The 20,676-nt window shown below is 73.2% G+C and carries 16 protein-coding genes; 5 read left to right on the top strand and 11 right to left on the bottom strand.

What is annotated here, in order from left to right; all coding sequences use genetic code 11:
- Window positions 1-16 precede the first annotated feature (16 nt).
- Window positions 17-1,222 (bottom strand): argininosuccinate synthase, encoded by a 1,206-nt coding sequence (locus ABCQ75_RS01550; protein WP_345882699.1) that lies wholly within the window; start codon window positions 1,220-1,222, stop codon window positions 17-19.
- A 120-nt stretch (window positions 1,223-1,342) separates the two neighbouring features.
- Between ABCQ75_RS01550 and ABCQ75_RS01545 the strand changes: the two genes are divergently transcribed.
- Together ABCQ75_RS01545 and ABCQ75_RS01540 are read left to right on the top strand one after the other, a co-directional pair.
- Window positions 1,343-1,912: a GNAT family N-acetyltransferase gene (locus ABCQ75_RS01545; RefSeq protein ID WP_345882698.1), complete on the top strand. Its 570-nt coding sequence runs from the start codon at window positions 1,343-1,345 to the stop codon at window positions 1,910-1,912.
- Between the two features lie 96 nt (window positions 1,913-2,008).
- Window positions 2,009-2,572, top strand: a complete 564-nt coding sequence (locus ABCQ75_RS01540; protein ID WP_345882696.1) for a dihydrofolate reductase family protein — start codon at window positions 2,009-2,011, stop codon at window positions 2,570-2,572.
- A gap of 28 nt (window positions 2,573-2,600) precedes the next feature.
- Here ABCQ75_RS01540 and ABCQ75_RS01535 read toward each other — a convergent pair whose 3' ends face one another.
- Genes ABCQ75_RS01535 through argC form a run of 7 tightly spaced genes read right to left on the bottom strand, consistent with a single transcriptional unit; the run spans window position 2,601 to window position 9,769 of the window.
- The gene (locus ABCQ75_RS01535; protein WP_345882695.1) at window positions 2,601-3,674 is read right to left on the bottom strand and encodes a DNA polymerase IV; all 1,074 of its coding nucleotides are present in this window, start codon (window positions 3,672-3,674) and stop codon (window positions 2,601-2,603) included.
- 42 nt (window positions 3,675-3,716) lie between these two features.
- Complete coding sequence (locus tag ABCQ75_RS01530; RefSeq protein ID WP_345882693.1) at window positions 3,717-4,235, bottom strand: arginine repressor; 519 nt, start codon at window positions 4,233-4,235, stop codon at window positions 3,717-3,719.
- Window positions 4,236-4,244: 9 nt separating this feature from the next.
- Window positions 4,245-5,225, bottom strand: a complete 981-nt coding sequence (gene argF, locus ABCQ75_RS01525) for an ornithine carbamoyltransferase (RefSeq protein WP_345882691.1) — start codon at window positions 5,223-5,225, stop codon at window positions 4,245-4,247.
- Window positions 5,222-6,592: an acetylornithine transaminase gene (locus tag ABCQ75_RS01520; protein WP_345882689.1), complete on the bottom strand. Its 1,371-nt coding sequence runs from the start codon at window positions 6,590-6,592 to the stop codon at window positions 5,222-5,224. The genes argF and ABCQ75_RS01520 overlap by 4 nt, the downstream gene beginning before the upstream one ends.
- On the bottom strand, window positions 6,589-7,551 hold the full coding sequence (gene argB / locus ABCQ75_RS01515; protein WP_345882688.1) for an acetylglutamate kinase: 963 nt from the start codon (window positions 7,549-7,551) through the stop codon (window positions 6,589-6,591). The genes ABCQ75_RS01520 and argB overlap by 4 nt, the downstream gene beginning before the upstream one ends.
- A gap of 8 nt (window positions 7,552-7,559) precedes the next feature.
- Complete coding sequence (gene argJ / locus ABCQ75_RS01510) at window positions 7,560-8,726, bottom strand: bifunctional glutamate N-acetyltransferase/amino-acid acetyltransferase ArgJ (RefSeq protein ID WP_345882687.1); 1,167 nt, start codon at window positions 8,724-8,726, stop codon at window positions 7,560-7,562.
- Window positions 8,723-9,769, bottom strand: coding sequence for an N-acetyl-gamma-glutamyl-phosphate reductase (gene argC / locus ABCQ75_RS01505; protein WP_345882686.1), 1,047 nt, complete (start codon window positions 9,767-9,769; stop codon window positions 8,723-8,725). Before argC ends, argJ begins: the two co-directional genes overlap by 4 nt.
- Window positions 9,770-9,910: 141 nt before the next feature.
- Here argC and ABCQ75_RS01500 point away from each other — a divergent pair, with 141 nt between their 5' ends.
- From ABCQ75_RS01500 to ABCQ75_RS01490, 3 genes are all read left to right on the top strand, one after another.
- Window positions 9,911-10,876 (top strand): quinone oxidoreductase family protein, encoded by a 966-nt coding sequence (locus ABCQ75_RS01500; RefSeq protein WP_345882684.1) that lies wholly within the window; start codon window positions 9,911-9,913, stop codon window positions 10,874-10,876.
- A 93-nt stretch (window positions 10,877-10,969) separates the two neighbouring features.
- On the top strand, window positions 10,970-14,872 hold the full coding sequence (locus ABCQ75_RS01495; protein WP_345882682.1) for a Pls/PosA family non-ribosomal peptide synthetase: 3,903 nt from the start codon (window positions 10,970-10,972) through the stop codon (window positions 14,870-14,872).
- On the top strand, window positions 14,869-16,269 hold the full coding sequence (locus tag ABCQ75_RS01490; RefSeq protein WP_345882681.1) for a M1 family metallopeptidase: 1,401 nt from the start codon (window positions 14,869-14,871) through the stop codon (window positions 16,267-16,269). The genes ABCQ75_RS01495 and ABCQ75_RS01490 overlap by 4 nt, the downstream gene beginning before the upstream one ends.
- Here the strand turns inward: ABCQ75_RS01490 and ABCQ75_RS01485 are convergent.
- Genes ABCQ75_RS01485 through pheS form a run of 3 tightly spaced genes read right to left on the bottom strand, consistent with a single transcriptional unit; the run spans window position 16,266 to window position 20,658 of the window.
- Window positions 16,266-16,991 (bottom strand): 4'-phosphopantetheinyl transferase family protein, encoded by a 726-nt coding sequence (locus ABCQ75_RS01485; RefSeq protein WP_345882679.1) that lies wholly within the window; start codon window positions 16,989-16,991, stop codon window positions 16,266-16,268. The two genes, ABCQ75_RS01490 and ABCQ75_RS01485, sit on opposite strands and share 4 nt — an antisense overlap.
- 24 nt (window positions 16,992-17,015) lie before the next feature.
- Window positions 17,016-19,562, bottom strand: a complete 2,547-nt coding sequence (gene pheT / locus ABCQ75_RS01480; protein ID WP_345882677.1) for a phenylalanine--tRNA ligase subunit beta — start codon at window positions 19,560-19,562, stop codon at window positions 17,016-17,018.
- 4 nt (window positions 19,563-19,566) lie between these two features.
- A complete protein-coding gene (gene pheS / locus ABCQ75_RS01475) occupies window positions 19,567-20,658 on the bottom strand; it encodes a phenylalanine--tRNA ligase subunit alpha (protein ID WP_345882675.1) in 1,092 nt (363 codons plus the stop codon).
- Window positions 20,659-20,676: the final 18 nt, after the last annotated feature.

Raw genomic sequence — 20,676 nt, 5'->3', positions numbered from 1 at the left:
GCTCAGCCACCCGGGTTCACTCCCCCGCGACGCGCTGGTCGCGGCTCGAGGCGACCTTGGAGGACATGCCCCAGAGGTCGATGAATCCCTTCGCGCTGGACTGGTCGAACGTGTCGCCCGTGTCGTAGGTCGCGAGGCTGAAGTCGTACAGCGACGTGTCCGAGCGGCGGCCGTTGACCACGGCAGTGCCGCCGTGGAGGACCATGCGGATGTCGCCGGAGACATACTGCTGCGAGTCCTCGATGAACGTGTCCAGGGCGCGCTTGAGCGGGGAGAACCACTGGCCGTCGTACACGAGCTCGCTCCAGCGCTGGCCGACCGTGGCCTTGAAGCGGGCGTGCTCGCGCTCGATCGTGATGTCCTCGAGGTGCTTGTGCGCCGTGATGAGCGCCATCGCGCCCGGGGCCTCGTAGATCTCGCGGGACTTGATGCCCACGAGGCGGTCCTCGACGACGTCGATGCGGCCCACGCCCTGGGCCCCGGCGCGGCGGTTCAGCTCCTGGATGACCTGGAGCGGGGTGAGCTCGACGCCGTCGAGCGCCGTCGGCACGCCCTGGACGAACGTGATGGTGACCTCGTCCGGGGCCGGCGGGAACTCCGGGGTCTGGGTGTAGTCGTAGATGTCCTTGGTCGGGGCGTTCCAGATGTCCTCGAGGTAGCCGGTCTCGACGGCGCGGCCCCACACGTTCTGGTCGATCGAGTAGGGGTTCTTCTTCGTCGTGACGATCGGGAGCTGCTTCTCCTCGGCGTACGCGATGGCCTTGTCACGCGTGAGGGCGAGGTCGCGGACCGGGGCGATGCACTTCAGGTCCGGGCCGAGGGTCTGGATGCCGACCTCGAAGCGGACCTGGTCGTTGCCCTTGCCCGTGCAGCCGTGGGCCACGGTCGTGGCGCCGAACTCGCGCGCGGCCTTGACGAGGTGCTTGACGATCACCGGGCGCGAGATGGCCGAGACGAGCGGGTAGTGGCCCTGGTAGAGCCCGTTGGCCTTGAGGGTGGGCATGCAGTACTCGTTCGCGAACTCGTCGCGGGCGTCCGCCACGTAGGCCTCGACGGCCCCGCAGCCGAGCGCGCGCTGACGGATGGTCTCCATGTCCTCGCCGCCCTGCCCGACGTCGACGGCGACGGCGACGACCTCTGCGCCGGTTGCGTCGGCGATCCAGCCGATGGCCACGGACGTGTCCAGGCCGCCCGAATAGGCGAGGACGATGCGATCCTTCACGGTGTGCTCCTTGGGGGTCAGAACGAATTGTTATGCATCAGTCTACATAGATATACAGTGCTGGCAATCCGCGAAGCCGCGCGGTTGCCCGGGCTCGGCGGCCCGTGGCACCGTGGCGCCATGCCTGCCATCATCCGCCCCGAGCGCGCCGAGGACTACCCCGCCGTCCGCGCCGTGACTGCCGCGGCCTTCAGGCAGGCGGCCGTCTCCGCGCCGCCCCTCGACGGCACGGGAGACCCGGGCGAGGCAGCACTCGTGGAGTGGCTCCGCGCCGATGCCGGGTACCTCCCGGACCTGGCCCTGGTCGCGGAGGAGGGCGGCGCCGTCGTGGGCCATGCCATCACGACGCGCGGCTGGATCGATGCCGCCGGCGTGGATCCCCTGCCGGCGCTGGGGCTCGGACCGATCTCGGTGCGGCCCGACCGTCAGGGCCGCGGCATCGGGGCCGCCCTCCTGGAGGCGACCGTCTCCGCGGCCCAGGCGCGCGGCGAGCGCCTCATCGCGCTCGTGGGGGACCCCGCGTTCTACGGGCGCCACGGCTGGGAGCCCGCGGCGCGGCACGGAATCGCGTCGCCGGATCCGGCATGGGGCGGCTTCTTCCAGGTGCGGCTGCTCGCAGCACATGGGACAGCGCACGACGGCGCGGCGGGCACCTTCCGCTACGCCGCGCCCTTCGCGCGGTTCGGGTAGGCGGCCGGCCGCGCTGGACGAAGCCCGTCAGCACTCGCCCTTGACCACGAAGCAGGAACCGCGTATCGGTAGCGTCGGAGGCGAGGAGGACCTGAGATGCGCACCGTGACCTATTCCATGGGCGTCTCGCTCGACGGCTACATCGTCGGGCCGGACGGCAGCTTCGACTGGACCGCGCCGGACGAGGAGGTCTTCCGCTTCTGGATCGACGGGATCCGCCGCGTGGACGTGCACCTGCTGGGGCGCCGGCTCTACGAGACGATGCTCTACTGGGAGACCGCCGGCGAGGACCCGGCCGTCAGCGACGCGGACCGGGAATGGATCGCACTGTGGAATCCGCTCCCCAAGATCGTCTTCTCGCGCACGCTCTCGGGCGTGCAGGGCAGCGCCCGTCTGGCCACCGGCGGCGTGGCCGAGGAGATCCAGCGGCTGCGGGCCGAGCCGGGTGACGGCGAGATCGCCATCGGCGGGGCGACCCTCGCCGCCGAGGCCGCAGCGCTGGGCCTCATCGACGAGTACCGCCCCATGGTGTACCCCGTGCTCGTGGGCGGCGGCATCCCCTTCTTCCCACGCCACGGGCAGAAGGTGGACCTCGACCTCGTCGAGACCCGCGTCTTCCCCTCCAAGGTCGTCTTCCTGCGCTACCGCGTGGCGCGCTAGGCCGGTCCGGACCGGCGCGGCGGCGCCGTCACCAGCCCCCGCGCGTTGGCGTGTGCCCCGTCCGGGCGTCCTGGGGCATGGCCATCTCGGCCCGCAGCCCCAGGAGCCGGACTGGGCGGCCCGGTTCGATGCCGGCGGCAAGGTCCAGGGCCACCGCGAGGACTTCGTCCCGATCGGAGGTCGCCGGGATCTTCCTCGCGTGCGTCGTGGTGTCGAACGGCGCGTAGCGGATCTTGAGGGTCAGCCCGACCACTGGCCGTCCCTCCGCCGCGACGTCCTCGAGGACGCGCGCTGCGATCTCCCGCACGGCGTCGTCCATCTGCGCGGGCTCCGTCAGGTCGCGCTGGAAGGTCGTCTCGCGGCTGTGCCCGCGGGCGACCCAAGGGGTGTCGTCCACCACGCGGGATCCGTCCCCGCGCCCGAGCTGGGCGTACCAGGGGCCCATCGTGGGGCCGAACTCCGGGACCAGGTCCTGGGGGTCGGCCGCGGCGAGCTCGGCGACGGTGGTGATGCCGAGCCTGGCCAGCCGGCCCGAGACTCTCGCCCCGACGCCCCAGAGGTCTCGGGTGGGGTGGCCGCCCATGACGTCGAGCCAGTTCTCCGAGGTGAGGCGGAAGACGCCGGCCGGCTTGCCGAACCCGGTGGCGACCTTCGCCCGGACCAGGGTGTCGCCGATGCCCACGCTGCAGTGCAGCCGCGTCCGCTCGAGGACGGCCGCCTGGATCTGCCGGGCGTAGGCCTCCGGGTCGTCCGTCCCGATGCCGACGAAGGCCTCGTCCCAGCCGAGCACCTGCACGACGGCGCCGGGCTGCGCGCGCAGCGTGGCCATCACCGTCTCCGAGGCCGCGAGGTAGGCCTCATGGTCGACAGGGAGGATCACAGCGTGGGGGACCTTGCGGGCCGCGATGCGCAGGGGCATCCCGGAGCCCACGCCGAAGGCCCTGGCCTCGTACGACGCCGTCGAGACCACGGCCCGTTCGGTGGGGTCGCCCCGGCCCCCGACGATGACCGGCCTGCCCGCGAGCTCCGGGCGCCGGAGCACCTCGACCGCGGCGATGAACTGGTCGAGGTCGACGTGCAGGACCCACGGGATTCCGCCCACGCCACCAGTGTGCTCCACACCGGCGCGCTCCGGGGAGGGCCCCTACGCCCCCTGCGAGGCCAGCTCGAGGAAGCGGGCAGCGACGGCGTCTCCCCCGGCCGGGTCGCGCGTGATGATCATGACCGTGTCGTCTCCGGCGATCGTCCCGAGGATCGAGGGGATCACGGAGTGGTCGATCGCGAGCGCGAGGAAGTTCGCCGCACCCGGCGGCGTGCGCAGCACCACGATGTTCGCGCTCGCCTCGGCGGTGACGAGGAGCTCGGCGCACAGCTTCGCGAGCCGCGCGTCGAGCACCTCCTGGTCCAGCCCGGTCCGGGGGCTCCGGTCTCCGCCCTCGCCCCGAACCGCGTACACGAGCCCGCCGGCGGCACCGCGCACCCGCACCGCCCCGATCTCCACGAGATCACGCGAGAGGGTCGCCTGGGTGACCTGCACGCCGTCGTCCGCGAGGAGCGCCGCTAGCTCGGCCTGGGAGCGCACCGACTGCTCCGCGAGGAGCGCGCGGATGCGCGCCTGGCGCGCGGCCTTGGTCTGCGGGACGGACCCCGGGGCGGAGGACACGGCGGGGCCTCAGACCGGGAGGCCGTCGACTACCGCCTGGCCCGAGCGGTGCAGGAGCCAGGCGAGCAGGGCCTTCTGGGCGTGGAGGCGGTTCTCGGCCTCGTCCCACACGATGGACTGCGGGCCGTCGATGACCTCGGCGGCGACCTCGTACCCGCGGTAGGCCGGAAGGCAGTGGAGGAACACGGCGTCGGCCGCGGCCTTGGCCATCGCCGCGGCGTCCACGGAGTAGTCCCGGAAGAGCTGCATCCGCGCGGCCTTCTCGTCCTCCTGGCCCATGGACACCCACGTGTCCGTCGCGACGACGTCCGCGCCCTCGAGGGCCGCGACGGGGTCCACTGTGATGAGCACCGAGCCGCCGGTCCTCGCGGCGACGTCCTCGGCCTCCGCGACGATCCCGGCCGCGGGCAGGTAGCCCTCCGGACCGGCGATGCGCACGTGCATGCCCGCGGTGACGCCGGCGAGGAGGTAGGAGTTGGCCATGTTGTTGGCCGCGTCGCCGAGGTAGGCCATGGTCAGTCCCGCGAGCCGGCCCTTGTGCTCCCTGACCGTCAGGAGGTCGGCGAGGAGCTGGCACGGGTGGTAGTCGTCGCACAGGGCATTGACCACGGGCACGCGGGAGTTCAGGGCCATGTCCACGAGGCCCTCGTGCGCGCCCGTGCGCCACACGATCGCGGCGACCATGCGCTCGAGCACCTTCGCGGTGTCCTCGACCGACTCCTTGTGCCCGATCTGCGCCTCGCCCGGGTTGATGATGAGCGGCGTGCCGCCCATGTCGGACACGCCTGCGGAGAAGGAGACGCGCGTGCGGGTCGAGGTCTTGTCGAAGATCACGGCCACGGTCTTCCGGGCGGAACCCTCCGCCGCGAGGGGCTGCACCGAGTAGGGCGCGGCCTTCATGCGGACGGCGAGGTCCAGGACCTCGGCCTGCTCGGACGGTGTGAGGTCGGTGTCCTTGAGGAAGTGGCGGACGGTTCCCGGGCTTGTCATGCGGTCTCCTTGAGGGTGTCCGCGGCCGCTGCGATGAGCGCCGGCAGCGCCGCGACGAACGAGTCGGCCTGCTCGGCCGTGAGGATGAGCGGCGGGGCGAGGCGGATGGTCCGCGGCCCCGGCGCGTTGACGATGAAGCCCGCCTCGAGCGCGGCACTGACGACGGCGGCGGCCAGATTGGCGTCTTCGGGCACCTGTGCTGGGTCCCCTCCCGGGCCCGTCAGGTCCATGCCGATCAGCAGCCCCCGCCCGCGGACCTCGCCGACCTCCGGCAGCGCCGCGAGCGCCTCCCGCGTGTGGGCGCCGACGGCTCGCACGTTCTCGAGCACCTTCTGGCTCTCGATCGCGTGGACCGTGGCGAGGGCCGCCGCAGTGGCCACCGGGTTGCCGCCGAAGGTGGTGCCGTGCTGGCCGGCGGACAGCAGCGCGCTGGTCTGGGGGCCGAACGTCACGAGCGCGCCGATGGGGAAGCCCCCGCCGAGGCCCTTGGCGAGCGTCACCGCGTCGGGCACCACACCGGTGCCCTCGATGGCGAGCCACGAGCCCGTGCGGCCGATCCCGGTCTGGACCTCGTCCACGATGAGGAGGGCGCCGGCGTCGTGCGTGATCCTCCGCGCCTCGGCGAGGTACCCCTCGGGGAGCGGGAGGACGCCGGCCTCTCCCTGGATCGGCTCGAGGAACACCGCCTGCGTCGTGTCGTCGACCTCGGCGCGCAGGGCCTCGATGTCCCCGAAGGGGACGTGCACGACGCCGGAGGGCAGCGGCTCGAACGGCTCGCGGTACGCCTTCTTCGCAGTGAGGGCGAGGGCGCCCATCGTGCGGCCGTGGAACGCGCCCTCGAGCGCCACGACCTTGGTGCGCCTGCCGCCGGAGGGGTTGGCAGCGTTGCGGCGGGCGAGCTTGAACGCCGCCTCGTTCGCCTCGGTCCCGGAGTTCGAGAAGAACACCTTGGAGCCCGCGGGCGCCCCAGTGATCTCCAGGAGCTTCTCGGCGAGGGCCACCTGCGTGGGGCTCGTGAAGAAGTTCGAGACATGGCCGAGGGTGGAGAGCTGGCTCGAGATCACGCTCGTCACGAACGGGTGCGCGTGGCCGAGCGCGTTCACGGCGATCCCGCCGAGCAGGTCGAGGTACTGCTTGCCGTCGGCATCCCACACGTAGCAGCCCTGGCCGCGCACGAGCACGCGCTGCGGCGTGCCGAAGACGCCCATGAGGGAATCCGAGTAGCGCGAGAGCCAGGCAGCGCCGGACGGCGAGCCTCCCACAAGCTCGGTGAGGGGGCGGGCCTCCGGGGTTCGGTTGGCATCCTTGGGCGGGAGGCCCGCCCCCTCGCCGAGCGAAGGCGAAGTGGAAGCGTTGCTGTCGCTCATGCGGTTCCTTCCCCGTCCGGCACGACCTGCGTGCCGACACCGGCGTTCGTGAAGACTTCGAGGAGCATCGTGTGCGGGCTGCGGCCGTCCACGATCGCGGCGCGGTCCACGCCCTCGGTGACGGCCTTGAGGCATGCGCCCATCTTGGGGATCATGCCGGACTCGAGGCTCGGCAACATCTCGGCGAGCTCCCCCGCGGAGATCTGGGAGACGAGTGAATCCCTGTCCGGCCAGTTGCGGTACAGCCCCTCGACGTCGGTCAGGACGACGAGGCGGGATGCCTGGAGCGCGACCGCGACGGCGGCCGCGGCGGTGTCCGCATTGACGTTGAGGACCTGCCCGGTGGGCTGGTGGCGTTCGACGCCGTCGGGCCCGCTCTCGGTCTCAACCTCCGGGGCGACGGTCGAGATCACGGGGATGCGGCCGGCCTCGAGGAGGTCGTGGACGGCAGCGGGGTCGACGCCGACCACCTCTCCGACGAGGCCGAGGTCCACCTCCTCGCCGTCGACCACGGCGCCCGTGCGGACCGCGCGCAGGAGCCCGCCGTCCTCGCCCGAGAGGCCCACGGCGTACGGGCCGTGGGAGTTGATGAGGCCCACGAGCTCGCGGCCCACCTGGCCGGTGAGGACCATGCGGACCACGTCCATGGCCTCGGGGGTCGTGACGCGGAGCCCGCCCTTGAACTCGCTCTCGATCCCGAGTCGGGCGAGCATCGCGTTGATCTGCGGCCCCCCGCCGTGCACGACCACGGGGCGGATGCCCACGTGGTGGAGGAACACGATGTCCTCGGCGAACGCCCGGCGCAGCTCCTCGTTCACCATCGCGTTCCCGCCGTACTTGACCACCATGGTGGTGCCGGCGAACTTCTGGATCCAGGGGAGGGCCTCGACGAGCGTCTCGGCCTTGTCCATGGCGAGGCGGATGTTCTGGCTCTGCGCGCCCGTGCTGGTCTCGGTCATGGCAGTCCTCAGCTCGAGTAGGCGGAGTTCTCGTGCACGTAGGCGTGCGTGAGGTCGTTGGTCAGGATCGTGGCCTCGGCGGAGCCCGCGGCGAGGTCGATCTCCACGAGGACATCGCGGGGCTCGAGGTCGACGAGCGAACGGTCCTGGCCGATCCCGCCGTTCTGGCAGATCTGCACGCCGTTGATCGAGACGTTGACGGCGTCCGGGTCGAACACCGCGTCGGTGGTGCCGACGGCGGAGAGCACGCGGCCCCAGTTCGGGTCCTTGCCGAAGATCGCGGTCTTGAAGAGGTTGGACCGGGCAACAGCGCGGGAGACCACCTCGGCGTCGCGCTCGCTCGCCGCGTTGTACGTGCGGATGGCGATGTCGTGCGAGGCGCCCTCGGCGTCGCCGATGAGCTTGCGCGCGAGCTCGGCGCACGCCTGCGTCAGGCCTGCGGTGAACGACCCCGGGTCCGGGGACGCGCCCGCCGCGCCGGAGGCGAGCAGCACCACCGTGTCGTTGGTGGACATGCAGCCGTCGGAGTCGGCGCGGTCGAACGTCACGCGCGTGGCGTCCCGCAGCGCGGCGTCGAGCATCTCGGGCTGAACCTCGGCGTCGGTCGTGAGGACCACGAGCATCGTGGCCAGCCCCGGCGCGAGCATGCCCGCGCCCTTCGCGATCCCGCCGATCGTGTACGGCCGCCCCGTGGAGTCGGTCCCTGCGAACACGGCCTCCTTGGGCACGGTGTCCGTGGTCATGATCGCCTCTGCGGCCGCGTGCCCGCCGTCTGCGGAGAGCGCCGCGGCGAGCGCATCGACGCCCGGGACGATCCTGTCCATGGGCAGCTGCTCGCCGATGAGGCCCGTGGAGCACACCACGACGTCCGCGGCGGAGATGCCGAGCACGTCCGCCGTCTTCTCGGCGGTGGTGTGGGTGTTCTGGAAGCCCTCCGGCCCAGTGCAGGCGTTGGCGCCGCCGGAGTTGAGCACGACGGCGTCGACGCGACCGTCGGTCACGACCTGCTTCGACCAGCGCACGGGGGCGGCCGCGACGCGGTTGGAGGTGAAGACGGCGGCAGCGTGGTGGTCCGGGCCGTCGTTGACGACGAGGGCCATGTCCGGGTTCCCGGAGGCCTTGATGCCTGCGGTGATGCCGGCGGCCCGGAAGCCCTTGGGTGCGGTGACGGTCACGGTGCGACTCCCAGCTGGTTCAGGCCGGTGCCCTCGGGCAGGCCCAGCGCGATGTTCATGGACTGCACCGCTCCGCCTGCGGTGCCCTTGGTGAGGTTGTCGATCACGGAGCTCACGATCACCCGGCCCGCGTGCGGGTCGAACGCGAGCTGGAGCGCGGCGCTGTTGGAGCCGACCACCATCTGGGTGGCCGGCCACTGGCCGGTGGGCAGGACGTGCACGAACGCCTCCCCCGCGTACGCGGACTCCCAGGCCTCGCGCAGCTGCGCCGCGGTGACGCCTTCGCGGACCCGCGCCGTGGCGGTGGTGAGGATCCCGCGGCTCATGGGCGCGAGCGTGGGCGTGAACGAGACCGTGACCCGCTCGCCGGCCGCGTTGGAGAGGCCCTGCTCGATCTCGGGCGTGTGGCGGTGCCCGCCGCCCACCCCGTAGGGGCTCATCGAGCCCATGACCTCGGAGCCCAGCAGGTGCGGCTTGGCGGCCTTGCCCGCGCCCGAGGTGCCGGACGCGGAGACGATCACGACGTCGTCGGCCTCCAGCAGCCCGGCGGTGAAGCCCGGGGTGAGGGCGAGCAGCGCCGAGGTCGGGTAGCAGCCGGGGACGGCGATGCGGCGGGCACCGACGAGCCGCCCGCGCTGCTTCGAGCCGTCGGCGAGGGGCAGCTCGGGCAGGCCGTACGGCCACGTGCCGGCGTGCTCGGACTGGTAGAACCGGAACCAGGCCTCGGGGTCCTCGAGGCGGTGGTCGGCGCCGGCGTCGATCACGAGGGTGCCTTCCGGCAGGGCCGCGGCGACCTCGGCGGAGGCGCCGTGCGGGAGGGCGAGGAAGACGACGTCGTGGCCCGCGAGGTTCTCGGCGGTCGTCTCGACGATCCCGCGGCCGGCGAGGGAGAGCAGGTGGGGCTGGAGCTCGCCGAGGCGGCGTCCCGCGCTCGAATGGGCCGTGATGGCCCCGATCTCGACCTCGGGGTGGTTGGCCAGCAGGCGGAGGACCTCTCCCCCGGCGTAGCCGCTGGCCCCGGACACTGCTGCGGTAATAGTCACGCGGCCCACTCTAGGAAAGTTTATGCATCCTAGTCAATATTTATACATTGCTCCGACGGCGTCACCTCCTAGGATGGTGGCGGGCCGGCAGCCGCCCGAGCAGCTGCCCGGCCTGCCGACTTCCGCACCGTGAGGAGAGCCATGATCCACGCCATCGTCGCCACTGCCCCCGGAGGGCCGGAGGTGCTAGCACAGGCCGAGGCCGAGATGCCGGTGCCCGGTCCGGGCCAGCTCCTCATCCGGGTCGCCGCCGCGGGCGTGAACTTCGTCGAGACGTACCAGCGCCAGGGCGTCTACGGCGTGCCGTTCCCCTTCACGCCGGGCGCCGAGGCCTCGGGCGTGGTCGCCTCGGTGGGCGAAGGCGTGGAGGGCTTCGCCCACGGGGACCGGATCGCCACGGCGGAGGGGATCCGCACCTACGCGGAGTACGCGCTCGTGGACGCCGAGAGGGCCCTGCCGATCCCGGAGGGGGTGGACCTCCTCACCGCCGCCGCGCTGCCGCTCCAGGGCATGACGGCGCATTTCCTCGTGACCTCGAGCTTCCGGATCGAGTCTGGCCAGACGGCGCTCGTGCACGCGGGCGCCGGCGGCGTGGGGCTCCTGCTCATCCAGATGCTCAAGTCTCGCGGGGCGAGGGTCATCACCACGGTCTCGACCGGGGCGAAGGCCGAGCTCGCCGAGGGTGCCGGGGCGGACCACGTGCTCCGCTACGAGGGCTTCCCCGAGCGCGTCCGCGAGCTGACCGGGGGCGCCGGGGTCGACGTCGTGTACGACGGCGTGGGGAAGGACACGTTCGACGGCTCGCTCGCGAGCCTGCGGATCCGCGGGACCCTCGTGCTCTTCGGCGCCGCCTCCGGCCCGGTTCCCCCGTTCGACCTGCAGCGCCTGAACACGGGCGGCTCGCTGTCCATCACCCGCCCCACACTCCGGCACCACCTCCTCAACGCCAACGAGCGGCGCTGGCGGGCGGCCGAGGTGTTCGGCGCGGTGGAGGACGGCTCACTCAGCGTCCGGATCGGTGCCCAGTTCCCGCTGAGGGACGCGGCCGCCGCGCACGCCGCGCTCGAGGGCCGGGGGACCACGGGCAAGGTCCTCCTGGTTCCCTGACCTCCCTGCGACAATGACCGGGACGACAGCCACGAGTGAGCCGAGGGCACGGCATTGACCGATAGCGAGAACCCAGGACCCCCAGGGGCAGCCGTGCGGCAGCACGCCCCGCAGCTGCCCGGCTCGGCCCGGACCCCTGCGCCGCGCACGCTCATCGACATCCTCACCGCGAGCGCGGCGGCGTTCCCCGAGGCGCCTGCCCTCGATGACGGCTCCCGGTCGCTCACGTACTCCGAGCTGCTCGACGAGGTGCGCGCCATGGGCCGCACGCTCCACGCGGCTGGCCTCGGCGCCGGGGACCGGATCGGGATCCGCATCCCCTCCGGCACTGCCGAGCTGTACACCGCCATCCTCGCCGTCCTGCTCATCGGGGCCGCATACGTGCCCGTGGACGCGGACGATCCCGACGAGCGGGCCAAGCTCGTCTTCGGCGAGGCCCGCGTCGCCGGGATCATCCGGGGCGGCGGCTCCCTCGTCGTGGACCGCGGCCGCCCCACGCCCTTCCCCGCTCCCCGGCCGCCCGGGCCGGAGGACGACTGCTGGGTCATCTTCACGTCCGGCTCCACGGGGACCCCGAAGGGTGTCGCGGTCTCGCACCGCTCGGCGGCGGCGTTCGTCGACGCCGAGGCTCGGCTCTTCCTGCAGGCCGAGCCGCTCGGGCCCGACGACCGGGTACTGGCCGGCCTCTCGGTCGCGTTCGACGCCTCGTGCGAGGAGATGTGGCTCGCATGGCGGTACGGTGCCTGCCTCGTGCCGGCCCCGCGGGCGCTCGTGCGCACGGGGATGGACCTGGGCCCGTGGCTCGTGCAGCGGGGCATCACCGTCGTCTCCACCGTCCCGACGCTGGCCGCCCTGTGGCCCGCCGAGGCGCTCGAGAACGTCCGCCTGCTCATCTTCGGCGGAGAGGCCTGCCCTCCCGAGCTCGCTGCGCGCCTCGCCGTGGACGGCCGCGAAGTGTGGAACACCTACGGTCCCACCGAGGCCACCGTGGTCGCGTGCGCAGCTCCTCTGGACGGCACGGGCCCGGTCCGGATCGGCCTGCCGCTGGACGGCTGGGACCTCGCGGTCGTGGACTCCGAGGGAGTCCCGGTGGCCGAGGGCGCCACGGGCGAGCTCATCATCGGCGGCGTCGGCCTGGCCCGCTACCTCGACCCGGAGAAGGACGCGGAGAAGTACGCCCCGCTGCCCACGCTCGGGTGGGAGCGCGCCTACCGTTCGGGGGACCTCGTCACATGGGACCCGGCGGGCCTGCTTTTCGTGGGGCGCGCCGACGAGCAGGTGAAGCTCGGCGGCCGCCGGATCGAGCTCGGCGAAGTCGACGCCGCACTCCAGTCCCTGCCCGGGGTCGCCGGCGCCGCGGCTGCCGTGCGCACGACGGCGGCGGGGAACCAGATCCTCGTCGGGTACCTCGCGGCGGCGGACGGCGCGGTGCCGGACCTCGCGGCGTCCCGCGAGCACCTCACGCGCGAGCTGCCGGCCGCGCTCGTGCCCGTGCTCGCCGTCGTCCCCTCCCTCCCCACGAAGACGAGCGGCAAGGTGGACCGCGCCGCGCTGCCGTGGCCGCTCCCGGGCGCAGAGGAGGGCCCCGGGGCCGGGCAGGCCGCGCCTGCGCTCGAGGGCGAGGCCGGCTGGATCGCGGAGCAGTGGGAGGCGGTCCTGGGCACCCGCCCCTCGGGCCTGGACGCCGACTTCTTCGCCGCGGGCGGAGGGTCGCTTGCGGCCGCGCAGCTCGTCACCGCGCTGCGCCGCCGCTACCCCACCGTGACCGTTGCCGAGCTCTACGCGCATCCGCGGCTCGGCGCGCTCGTCGAGGCGCTCAGCGGGCGCGCACCCGGCGGCGAGGCCGCCCCGGAGCGGACCGTGCGGCCCACCGCCGCGCGGACGCAGGCCGTCCAGACGCTCATGGGCGTGCCCCTGTTCATCCTCGTCGGCATGCGCTGGCTCACCGTCCTCATGGCCGCGGACAACGTGCTCGCCGCCGTGGCCGGGTTCGCCGCTGCGCCCACCGTCTCCTGGTGGTGGGTCGCCGCGTCGTGGCTCGTGTTCGTGAGCCCCGTGGGCCGGATGGCGGTCTCGGTGGGCGCCGCGCGGGTGCTCCTGCGCGGGATCCGCCCCGGGCGGTATCCGCGCTCGGGGAGTGTGCACCTGCGCCTGTGGCTCGCCGAGCACATCGCGGACCTGGCCCAGGCCGTGAGCCTCGCGAGTGCCCCCTGGGTCCCGTACTACGCGCGCGCCCTCGGGGCGAGGATAGGGCGCGACGCCGTCCTCCACTCGGTTCCGCCGGTGACGGGCATGCTCTCGCTGGGCCCGGGCGCCTCGGTGGAACCGGAGGTGGACCTGTCCGGGTGGTGGATCGACGGCGACTGGCTCTACCTCGGCGGCATCACCGTGGGCGCGGGCGCCACGGTAGGGGCGCGCAGCACGCTCCTGCCGGGCGCGCGGGTGGGCGCGGACGCGATCGTCGAGCCCGGCTCGTGCGTGTCCGGGAAGGTCAAGTCCGGAGTCCGCGTCGCGGGCTCTCCGGCCGAGCGCGTCGGCAAGGCCAAGCCGGACTGGCCCGAGCACCACGCGCGGCGCACGCGCCTCACCGAGCTCCTGTGGCTCGCCGCGTTCGGCGCGGGCTCCTCGCTCATCGCCCTCATCCCCTACGCCTCGGGGGCCGCCGCCGCCCTCGTGCTCGCCTGGGCCGCGGCGGGCCACGCCTCCCTGCACGCCGCGGCCGGGCCCCTCCTGGCGGCGGCCCCGCTCGCGGCCGCCGTGTGGTTCGGTATCAACGCCCTCCTCGTCGCCGGGACCACACGCCTCCTCGGGCTCGGCCTCCGGGAGGGCCACTGGCGCATCCGGAGCCGGCAGGGCTGGCAGGTCTGGGCCACCGAGCGCGTGCTGGACATGGCCCGGGACCTGCTCTTCCCGCTCTACGCGAGCCTCGCCACGCCGGCGTGGCTGAGGCTGCTCGGCGCGACGGTGGGGCGCGGCGTCGAGGCGTCGACCGTACTGCTCGTGCCCTCGATGACGACCATCGGGGACGGTGCGTTCCTCGCCGACGACACCATGGTGGCCTCGTACGAGCTGGGCGGCGGCTGGATGAAGGTCGCCCCGGCCAAGGTCGGCAAGCGGGCGTTCCTCGGCAACTCGGGCATGACCGGGGCCGGACGCGCGGTGCCCAAGGACGGGCTCGTCGCCGTGCTCTCCGCGACCCCGAAGAAGGCCAAGTCCGGGTCCTCGTGGCTCGGGAGCCCGCCCGTGCGCCTGCGGCGCACGCCGGCGGCGGCCGACCTCGAGCGGACCTTCCATCCCCCAGCCCGCCTCAAGGCGGCCCGCGCCGCGTGGGAGCTGTGCCGGGCGGTGCCGGTCGTGCTCACGGTGGCGATCGCCGTCGGCGTGGTCGTCGCGCTGGACTGGATCGCCGCGCAGTGGGGGTACGCCGCTGCCGCCCTGCTCGGGGGCGCCGTCCTCCTCGCGGCCGGCGGCGTGGCCGCGGCCTCGGCGGTGGCGGCCAAGTGGCTCCTCGTGGGCCGGATCCGGGCCGGGGAGCACCCACTGTGGAGCCCGTTCATCTGGCGCAACGAGGTCGTGGACGCCTTCATCGAGATGGTCGCGGCGCCCTGGTTCGCCCGCTCGGCCGCGGGAACGCCCGCGCTCGTCGTGTGGCTCAGGGCGCTCGGGGCGAGGATCGGCCCTGGCGCCTGGTGCGAGAGCTACTGGCTCCCGGAGGCCGATCTCGTCCAGCTCGGCGCCAACTCCACCGTGAACCGCGGCTGCGTCGTCCAGACCCATCTCTTCCACGACAGGATCATGCGGATCGGGCCCGTGGCCCTCGGCGCCGGCGCCACTCTCGGGCCCCACGGCGTGATCCTCCCCGGGGCAGCCATTGGAGCCGGCGGGACTGTCGGCCCCGCCTCCCTCGTCATGGGCGGCGAGCACGTCCCCGCGAACACCTACTGGCGCGGCAACCCCGTCGTGCCATGGAAGGAGCCGGAGGTCCCCACCCGGTGAGCCCCACGAACCCCGCCGCCCAGACGGACAGCCGCCCCTCAGACCAGAGGGCCCGGCTTCTCGCGCGCCCCCTCCTCCCCGACCCTTACACGCCAGGGCACGGCAGCCCGTCCTTCACGGTGCGCCACTACGCGCTCGATCTGGACGTGCGCCTGGCGAGCAACCGGCTTGCCGGCCGCGCACGCCTGCAGGCGAGGGCCGAGGAGACCCTTGGTGACATCGTTCTCAGCCTCGTCGGCCTGCGCGCGGTGAGGGTCCAGGTCGACGGCGCGAAGCCCGCCAAGGTGGTACAGCGCGGCGACCAGCTCCGGATCGTCCCGTCCTCGCCCCTCGCAGCCGGAAGGGACTTCCACGTCGAGGTGCGCTACGAAGGCAACCCCTCGCCGTCGTCCGGCACTTGGGGCGAGGTGGGCTGGGAGGAACTCGCCGACGGCGTCCTCGTCGCGGGCCAGCCCACCGGAGCGCCCACCTGGTTCCCGTGCAACGACCACCCGTCGCAGAAGGCGGCCTTCCGCACCACCGTCACCGCGGACGCAGGCTACCGGGTCGTGGCCAACGGGCTGCTCGTGGGCCACCGCCGCAAGGCCAGCCGGGAGACGTGGGTGTACGAGCAGCACGAGCCCATGGCCCCGTACCTCGCCACCGTGCTGATCGGCCGGTGGCACATGCTGGACCTCGGCCGGGTCCGCGCCGGCGGCGCTCCCCCGGTGCGCGTGTACGCCGCCGTCCCGCCCCTGCTGCGCACCGCCGCCGAGGCCGGCCTGGCGGACCAGCGGGACATGGTCGCGCACTTCTCCGGGCTCTTCGGCCCGTACCCGTTCCGCGACTACACCGTGGTGGTCACCGAGGACGCGCTCGAGATCCCTCTCGAGGCGCAGACGCTCTCCATCATGGGCCGCAACCACATCACGCGCTCGTGGGAGTCCCAGCGGCTCCTCGCCCATGAGCTCGCACACCAGTGGTTCGGGAACTCGGTCACGGTCGGACAATGGGAGGACATCTGGCTCCACGAGGGCTTCGCGTGCTACGCCGAGTGGCTCTGGAGCGAGAAGGCCGGGCAGGGTTCCACCCGTTCCCGGGCAGGAGCCGCGTGGAAGCTCCTCGCCTCGCGCAGGCAGGACCTCGTGATCGGCGCCCCCGGCCCGGATCTCATGTTCGACGACCGCGTCTACAAGCGCGGCGCCCTCGCCCTCCACGCCCTGCGGGAGGCGGTCGGCGACGACCGGTTCTTCCGCGCCCTCCGCGCCCTGTGCTCCGAGAAGCGGCATGCGAACGCCTCGACCGGCGAGGTGGTGGAGCTCTTCGACCGCGTCGGCGCGGGCGCGCGCGGGTTCAGTGCCGCTCGCGTGCTGCGGCCGTGGCTGTGGGAGGAGCGGCTGCCGGCGTTCCCGTCCTAGGCGCCCGGCGTTGCGGGTGCGCAGCGCCCGCATCCGGGCACTCGGGCGAGGGCCGCTGCGAAGCCTGGGGGAAGGCCGAGCGCCGCGGTGTCGAGGTCGGCGACGCGGCCGTCGTCGAGCGTTTCCAGCTCGGCCGGATCGTCGCGCAGCCCCGTCCCGAGTGCCTTTGCGAGGGCCTCCTTGCGCGCCCAGAGCCGGGCGGCCTCCTCGGCAGGATCCGCGGCGGTGTGCGCACGACGCCGTTCGGCAGCCGAGAGGGCCTCATCCGGGATGGCACGGCGCAGGTCTGCGACGGCCACGAGGTCGACGCCGACGCGCACCCCCACCTCGGCGGTCAGGACCCCCACCTCGGCGGTCAAGACCCCCATTTCGGCGGTCAAGACCCCCATTTCGGCGGAGAGGAGGGCCCAGCCGCCTGCCCGCGACATGCTCGCCGCAACGGGCAGCGGGCGGAGCACCCCGCCGTCGTGCCCGAGGACGAACCCGGGCGCCCCGTGCTCCCCCACGCCGCAGTCCGGGCACAGGTAGGCCGGGCGCACGAGCCCGGGGTCGGCGTCGGCCGCTTCGGCGACGAGCGCGCGCAGGGCGAGGCGGCCCGACAGGAAGCGGTGCCCGCGGGCCGGATCGCCGAATGCGCGGGCGCGCTCGGCTTCACCGGCCGTGGGGACGCCAGCGGGCAGCGCCGACCCGGGGGAACCGAGCGGCACTGCCCGCAGGAGCACGGCTGCCTCCGAGAGCCCGGTGCGTCAGCGCTGGACGGCGCCGAAGCGCTCGGCCGCGAGCGCCACGGCGGCGGCGCGCGCCTCCGAGGCCTCGTCGGCGGTGAGGGTGCGGTCGTCGGCGCGGAAGCGCAGGCCGAACGCGAGCGACTTCCTGCCCGGCTCGATCCCCTTGCCCGTGTACACGTCGAACAGGCTCACCTCCTCGAGGAGCGTGCCGGCGCCCTCGCGGAGCACGGCGAGCACCTCGGCCGCCGGCACCGCGGCGTCCACGATGAGAGCGACGTCCTGCGTCGCGACCGGGAACGTCGAGAGGTGCTTGGCCACCACCACGTCGGCTGCCGCCTCGAAGAGCGCGTCGGCATCGAGCTCGAACGCGACCGTGCGGGCCGGGAGGTCCAGCGCGGCAAGGAGCTTGGGGTGCAGCTCGCCGGCGTACCCGACCGTCTCGCCGGTGCGCAGGCTCAGCGCGGCGGCGCGTCCGGGGTGGTACGCCTGGTGCTGGCCCTGGGCGACCACGAGCTCCACCCCGAGGACATCGGCGGCGAGGCGCGCGAAGTCGAGGGCGTCGGCCCAGTCCCAGGCGCGCGGCGTGTGGCCGGGCGCCTCGGGCGAGTCCTTGCCCGTGAACAGGCCGGCCACGTGCAGCGGCTGGTCCGGGAGGCCGTCGTAGAGCGCGTCGAGGACCTCCTCGGACGGCTTCGCCCCGAGCGGGGGGATGGACTCGGTGCCGAGCGGCCCCTCGTCCGGCAGGAAGACGAGGCCCGCCTCGAAGAGCGCGAGGTCGCGGAAGCCGCGGCCGTGGTTGCGGCGGGCGATCTCGACGAGCCCCGGCAGGAGCGAGGCCCGCAGCCAGCCGTGCTCCTCGCTCAGCGGGTTGGCGAGCTTGACGGCGGGCAGCGGGGCGCCCTCCTTCGCCGTGCCGAACGTCTCGTTGTGCCCCTTGGAGACGAACGGGTATGCGAGCACCTCGGTCAGGCCCGCGTCCGCGAGCGCCTGGACGAGCCGGCGGCGCTGCTGCTGGGTGCGGGAGTAGCCGCGTCCCGGCGGTGCAACAGGCAGGCGAGAGGGGATCTTGTCGTAGCCGACAAGACGGGCGACCTCCTCGGAGAGGTCCTCCTTGGTCTCGAGGTCATTGCGCCAGCTCGGGGGCACGACGGCGAAGCCGCTGCCGTCGCGCTCGACCGTCGCCCCGAGCTCGCCCAGCGCGCGCGTGATGAGCTCGTCGCTGAACTCCATCCCGATCCGGGAGGAGACGAAGCCCTCGGGCAGGCTGATGCGCACCGGCTCCGGCGCGGTGCCCACGTCGGTGCCGGCATCGTCGGCCGTTCCCCCGCCGAGCTCGACGAGGAGGTCCACGACGCGCTGCGCGGCCACGTGGGCCACGTGCCAGTCCACGCCGCGCTCGAAGCGCTTGGACGCCTCGGAGGGCAGCCTGTGGCGGCGGCGCGAGCGCGCGATGCTCACCGGGTCGAAGTGCGCGGCCTCGACGAGGACGTCCACGGTCGTGTCGGAGCACTCGGTCGAGGCGCCGCCCATGACGCCCGCGATGCCGATCGGGCCCGAGCCGTCGGTGATGAGCAGGTCCTCGGGGTCGAGGGTGCGCACCTTGCCGTCAAGGGTCTCGAGGGTCTCGCCGGCGGCCGCGCGGCGCACCACGATGTCCCCGCTGAGCTTCCCGAGGTCGTAGCAGTGGGTGGGCTGGCCGAGCTCGAACATGACGTAGTTCGAGATGTCCACAGGCAGCGAGATGGAGCGCACGCCGGCAAGGCGCAGGCGCGAGACCATCCACTGCGGGGTGGCGCGCGTGGGGTCGATGCCGCGCACCGTGCGCGCCACGAACCGGTCGCAGCCGGGCACGCCGTAGATGGGCGCCTCGTCGCTGAGCACGACGCCGTAGCCCCCCTCGAGCGCCTCGGGCGCGGCCACGAGGCTGGCCGGGTCGGTGGACTCGGTGCCGGTCGCGTGCGAGTACTCGCGGGCGATGCCGCGGATCGAGAAGCAGTAGCTGCGGTCCGGGGTCACGTTGATCTCGGCGGCCTCGTCGGTCAGGCCGAGGAGCTCGAGCGCGTCCGTGCCGACTTCGGGGTCGAGGCCGATGCGGGACAGCACGAGGATGCCGTCATGGTCGTCGCCGATGCCGAGTTCTCGGACCGAGGCGATCATGCCCGCGGAGACGTGGCCATAGGTCTTGCGCGCGGCGATGTGGAAGTCGCCGGGGAGCGTTGCGCCCGGCAGCGTCACGACGACCTTGTCGCCGGGGGCGAAGTTGTGGGCACCGCACACGATCCCCTGGACGCCGGAGGGGTCGATGCCCTTGCCGACGAGCGTCTGCTCCTGGCCCTCGGGCACCACGCGGACCTGGCACCAGTTGATGGTCTTGCCGTTGCTCTGCGGCTCCTTCTCGGCGCTGAGCACCTGGCCGACGACGATCGGCCCGCGGATCGAGTCCGAGGGGCGGTGGACGGCCTCCTCCTCGAGGCCGACCTTCACCAGGTCGGCCATGAGGTCCTCGGCGGTCGCGCCGGCGGGGAGCTGCGTGTACTCGCGCAGCCACGAAAGGGGGATTCGCATTGGACTAGATCTCCATCCCGAAGTGCTCGCTGAAGCGGACGTCGCCCTCGATCATGTCGTGCATGTCGGCGACCTCGTTGCGGAACATGAGCGTGCGCTCGATTCCCATGCCGAACGCGAAGCCCGAGTACTCCTCGGGGTCGATGCCCGCGGCGCGCAGCACGTTGGGGTTGACCATGCCGCAGCCGCCCCACTCGATCCAGCGCGGGCCGCCCTTGGCGCCGGGGTGCCAGATGTCCAGCTCGGCGCTCGGCTCCGTGAACGGGAAGTAGTTGGGGCGCAGGCGGATCTGGGCCTCCTCGCCGAACATCTGCCGCGCGAAGTGCTCGAGGGTTCCGCGCAGGTCCGCCATCGAGAGGCCCTTGTCGATCGCGAGGCCCTCGAACTGGTGGAAGACGGGCGTGTGCGTCGCATCCAGCTCGTCCGTGCGGAACACGCGCCCGGGGCACAGGACGTAGACCGGCAGTTCGCGCTCGAGCATCGAGCGGACCTGGACCGGGGACGTGTGCGTGCGCAGGAGGAGGTGCGCCTCGGGCGGCTCGACGAAGAACGTGTCCTGCATCTCGCGCGCGGGGTGGTCCGGCTTGAAGTTGAGCGCGTCGAAGTTGAACCACTCCGACTCGAGCTCAGGGCCCTCGGCGATCTCCCAGCCCATGCCGACGAAGATGTCGCTCACGCGGTCCTGCAGGGTCGAGAGCGGGTGGCGTGCGCCCGCGCGTCGACGGCGGGGGGCAGCCGTGACGTCCACGGTCTCCTCGATGAGGATGCGGGCGTCGTCCTCGGCCTCGAGGACGGCCTGGCGCTCGGCGACGGCCTTGTTGACCCGGCCGCGGGCGCCTCCGACGATCTTGCCGGCCGCAGCCTTGGACTCCTTGGGCAGCGAGCCGATCTCACGGTTCGCGAGCGCGAGCGGGGACTTCTCCCCGGTGTGCGCGATGCGGGCGCTCTTGAGCTGCTCGAGGTCGCCGGCGGCGGCGATGGCGGCCAGTGCGTCCTCGACAGCCGCGCTGACGGCGGCCTCGTCGACGGGATCGGGGACACTCGGGGCGGTCACGGGAACCTCAGTCTCGGCGGAAGGTGGCGTTGTCTCGGGCACCCGCCAAGTCTATTCCAC

This window comes from Sinomonas halotolerans, assembly GCF_039615075.1.
Taxonomy (GTDB): Bacteria; Actinomycetota; Actinomycetes; order Actinomycetales; family Micrococcaceae; genus Sinomonas; species Sinomonas halotolerans.
Note: the sequence above shows the minus strand (reverse complement) of the source record. Positions and strands in the feature narration are given on the sequence as shown.

Excerpts from the sequence above, each read along its gene's own strand:
- ABCQ75_RS01545 (WP_345882698.1), top strand. The coding sequence starts at position 1,343 with ATGCCTGCCATCATCCGCCCCGAGCGCGCCGAGGACTACCCCGCCGTC.
- ABCQ75_RS01540 (WP_345882696.1), top strand. The coding sequence starts at position 2,009 with ATGCGCACCGTGACCTATTCCATGGGCGTCTCGCTCGACGGCTACATC.
- argF (WP_345882691.1), bottom strand. The coding sequence starts at position 5,225 with ATGACAAGCCCGGGAACCGTCCGCCACTTCCTCAAGGACACCGACCTC.
- ABCQ75_RS01520 (WP_345882689.1), bottom strand. The coding sequence starts at position 6,592 with ATGAGCGACAGCAACGCTTCCACTTCGCCTTCGCTCGGCGAGGGGGCG.
- argB (WP_345882688.1), bottom strand. The coding sequence starts at position 7,551 with ATGACCGAGACCAGCACGGGCGCGCAGAGCCAGAACATCCGCCTCGCC.
- ABCQ75_RS01500 (WP_345882684.1), top strand. The coding sequence starts at position 9,911 with ATGATCCACGCCATCGTCGCCACTGCCCCCGGAGGGCCGGAGGTGCTA.
- pheT (WP_345882677.1), bottom strand. The coding sequence starts at position 19,562 with ATGCGAATCCCCCTTTCGTGGCTGCGCGAGTACACGCAGCTCCCCGCC.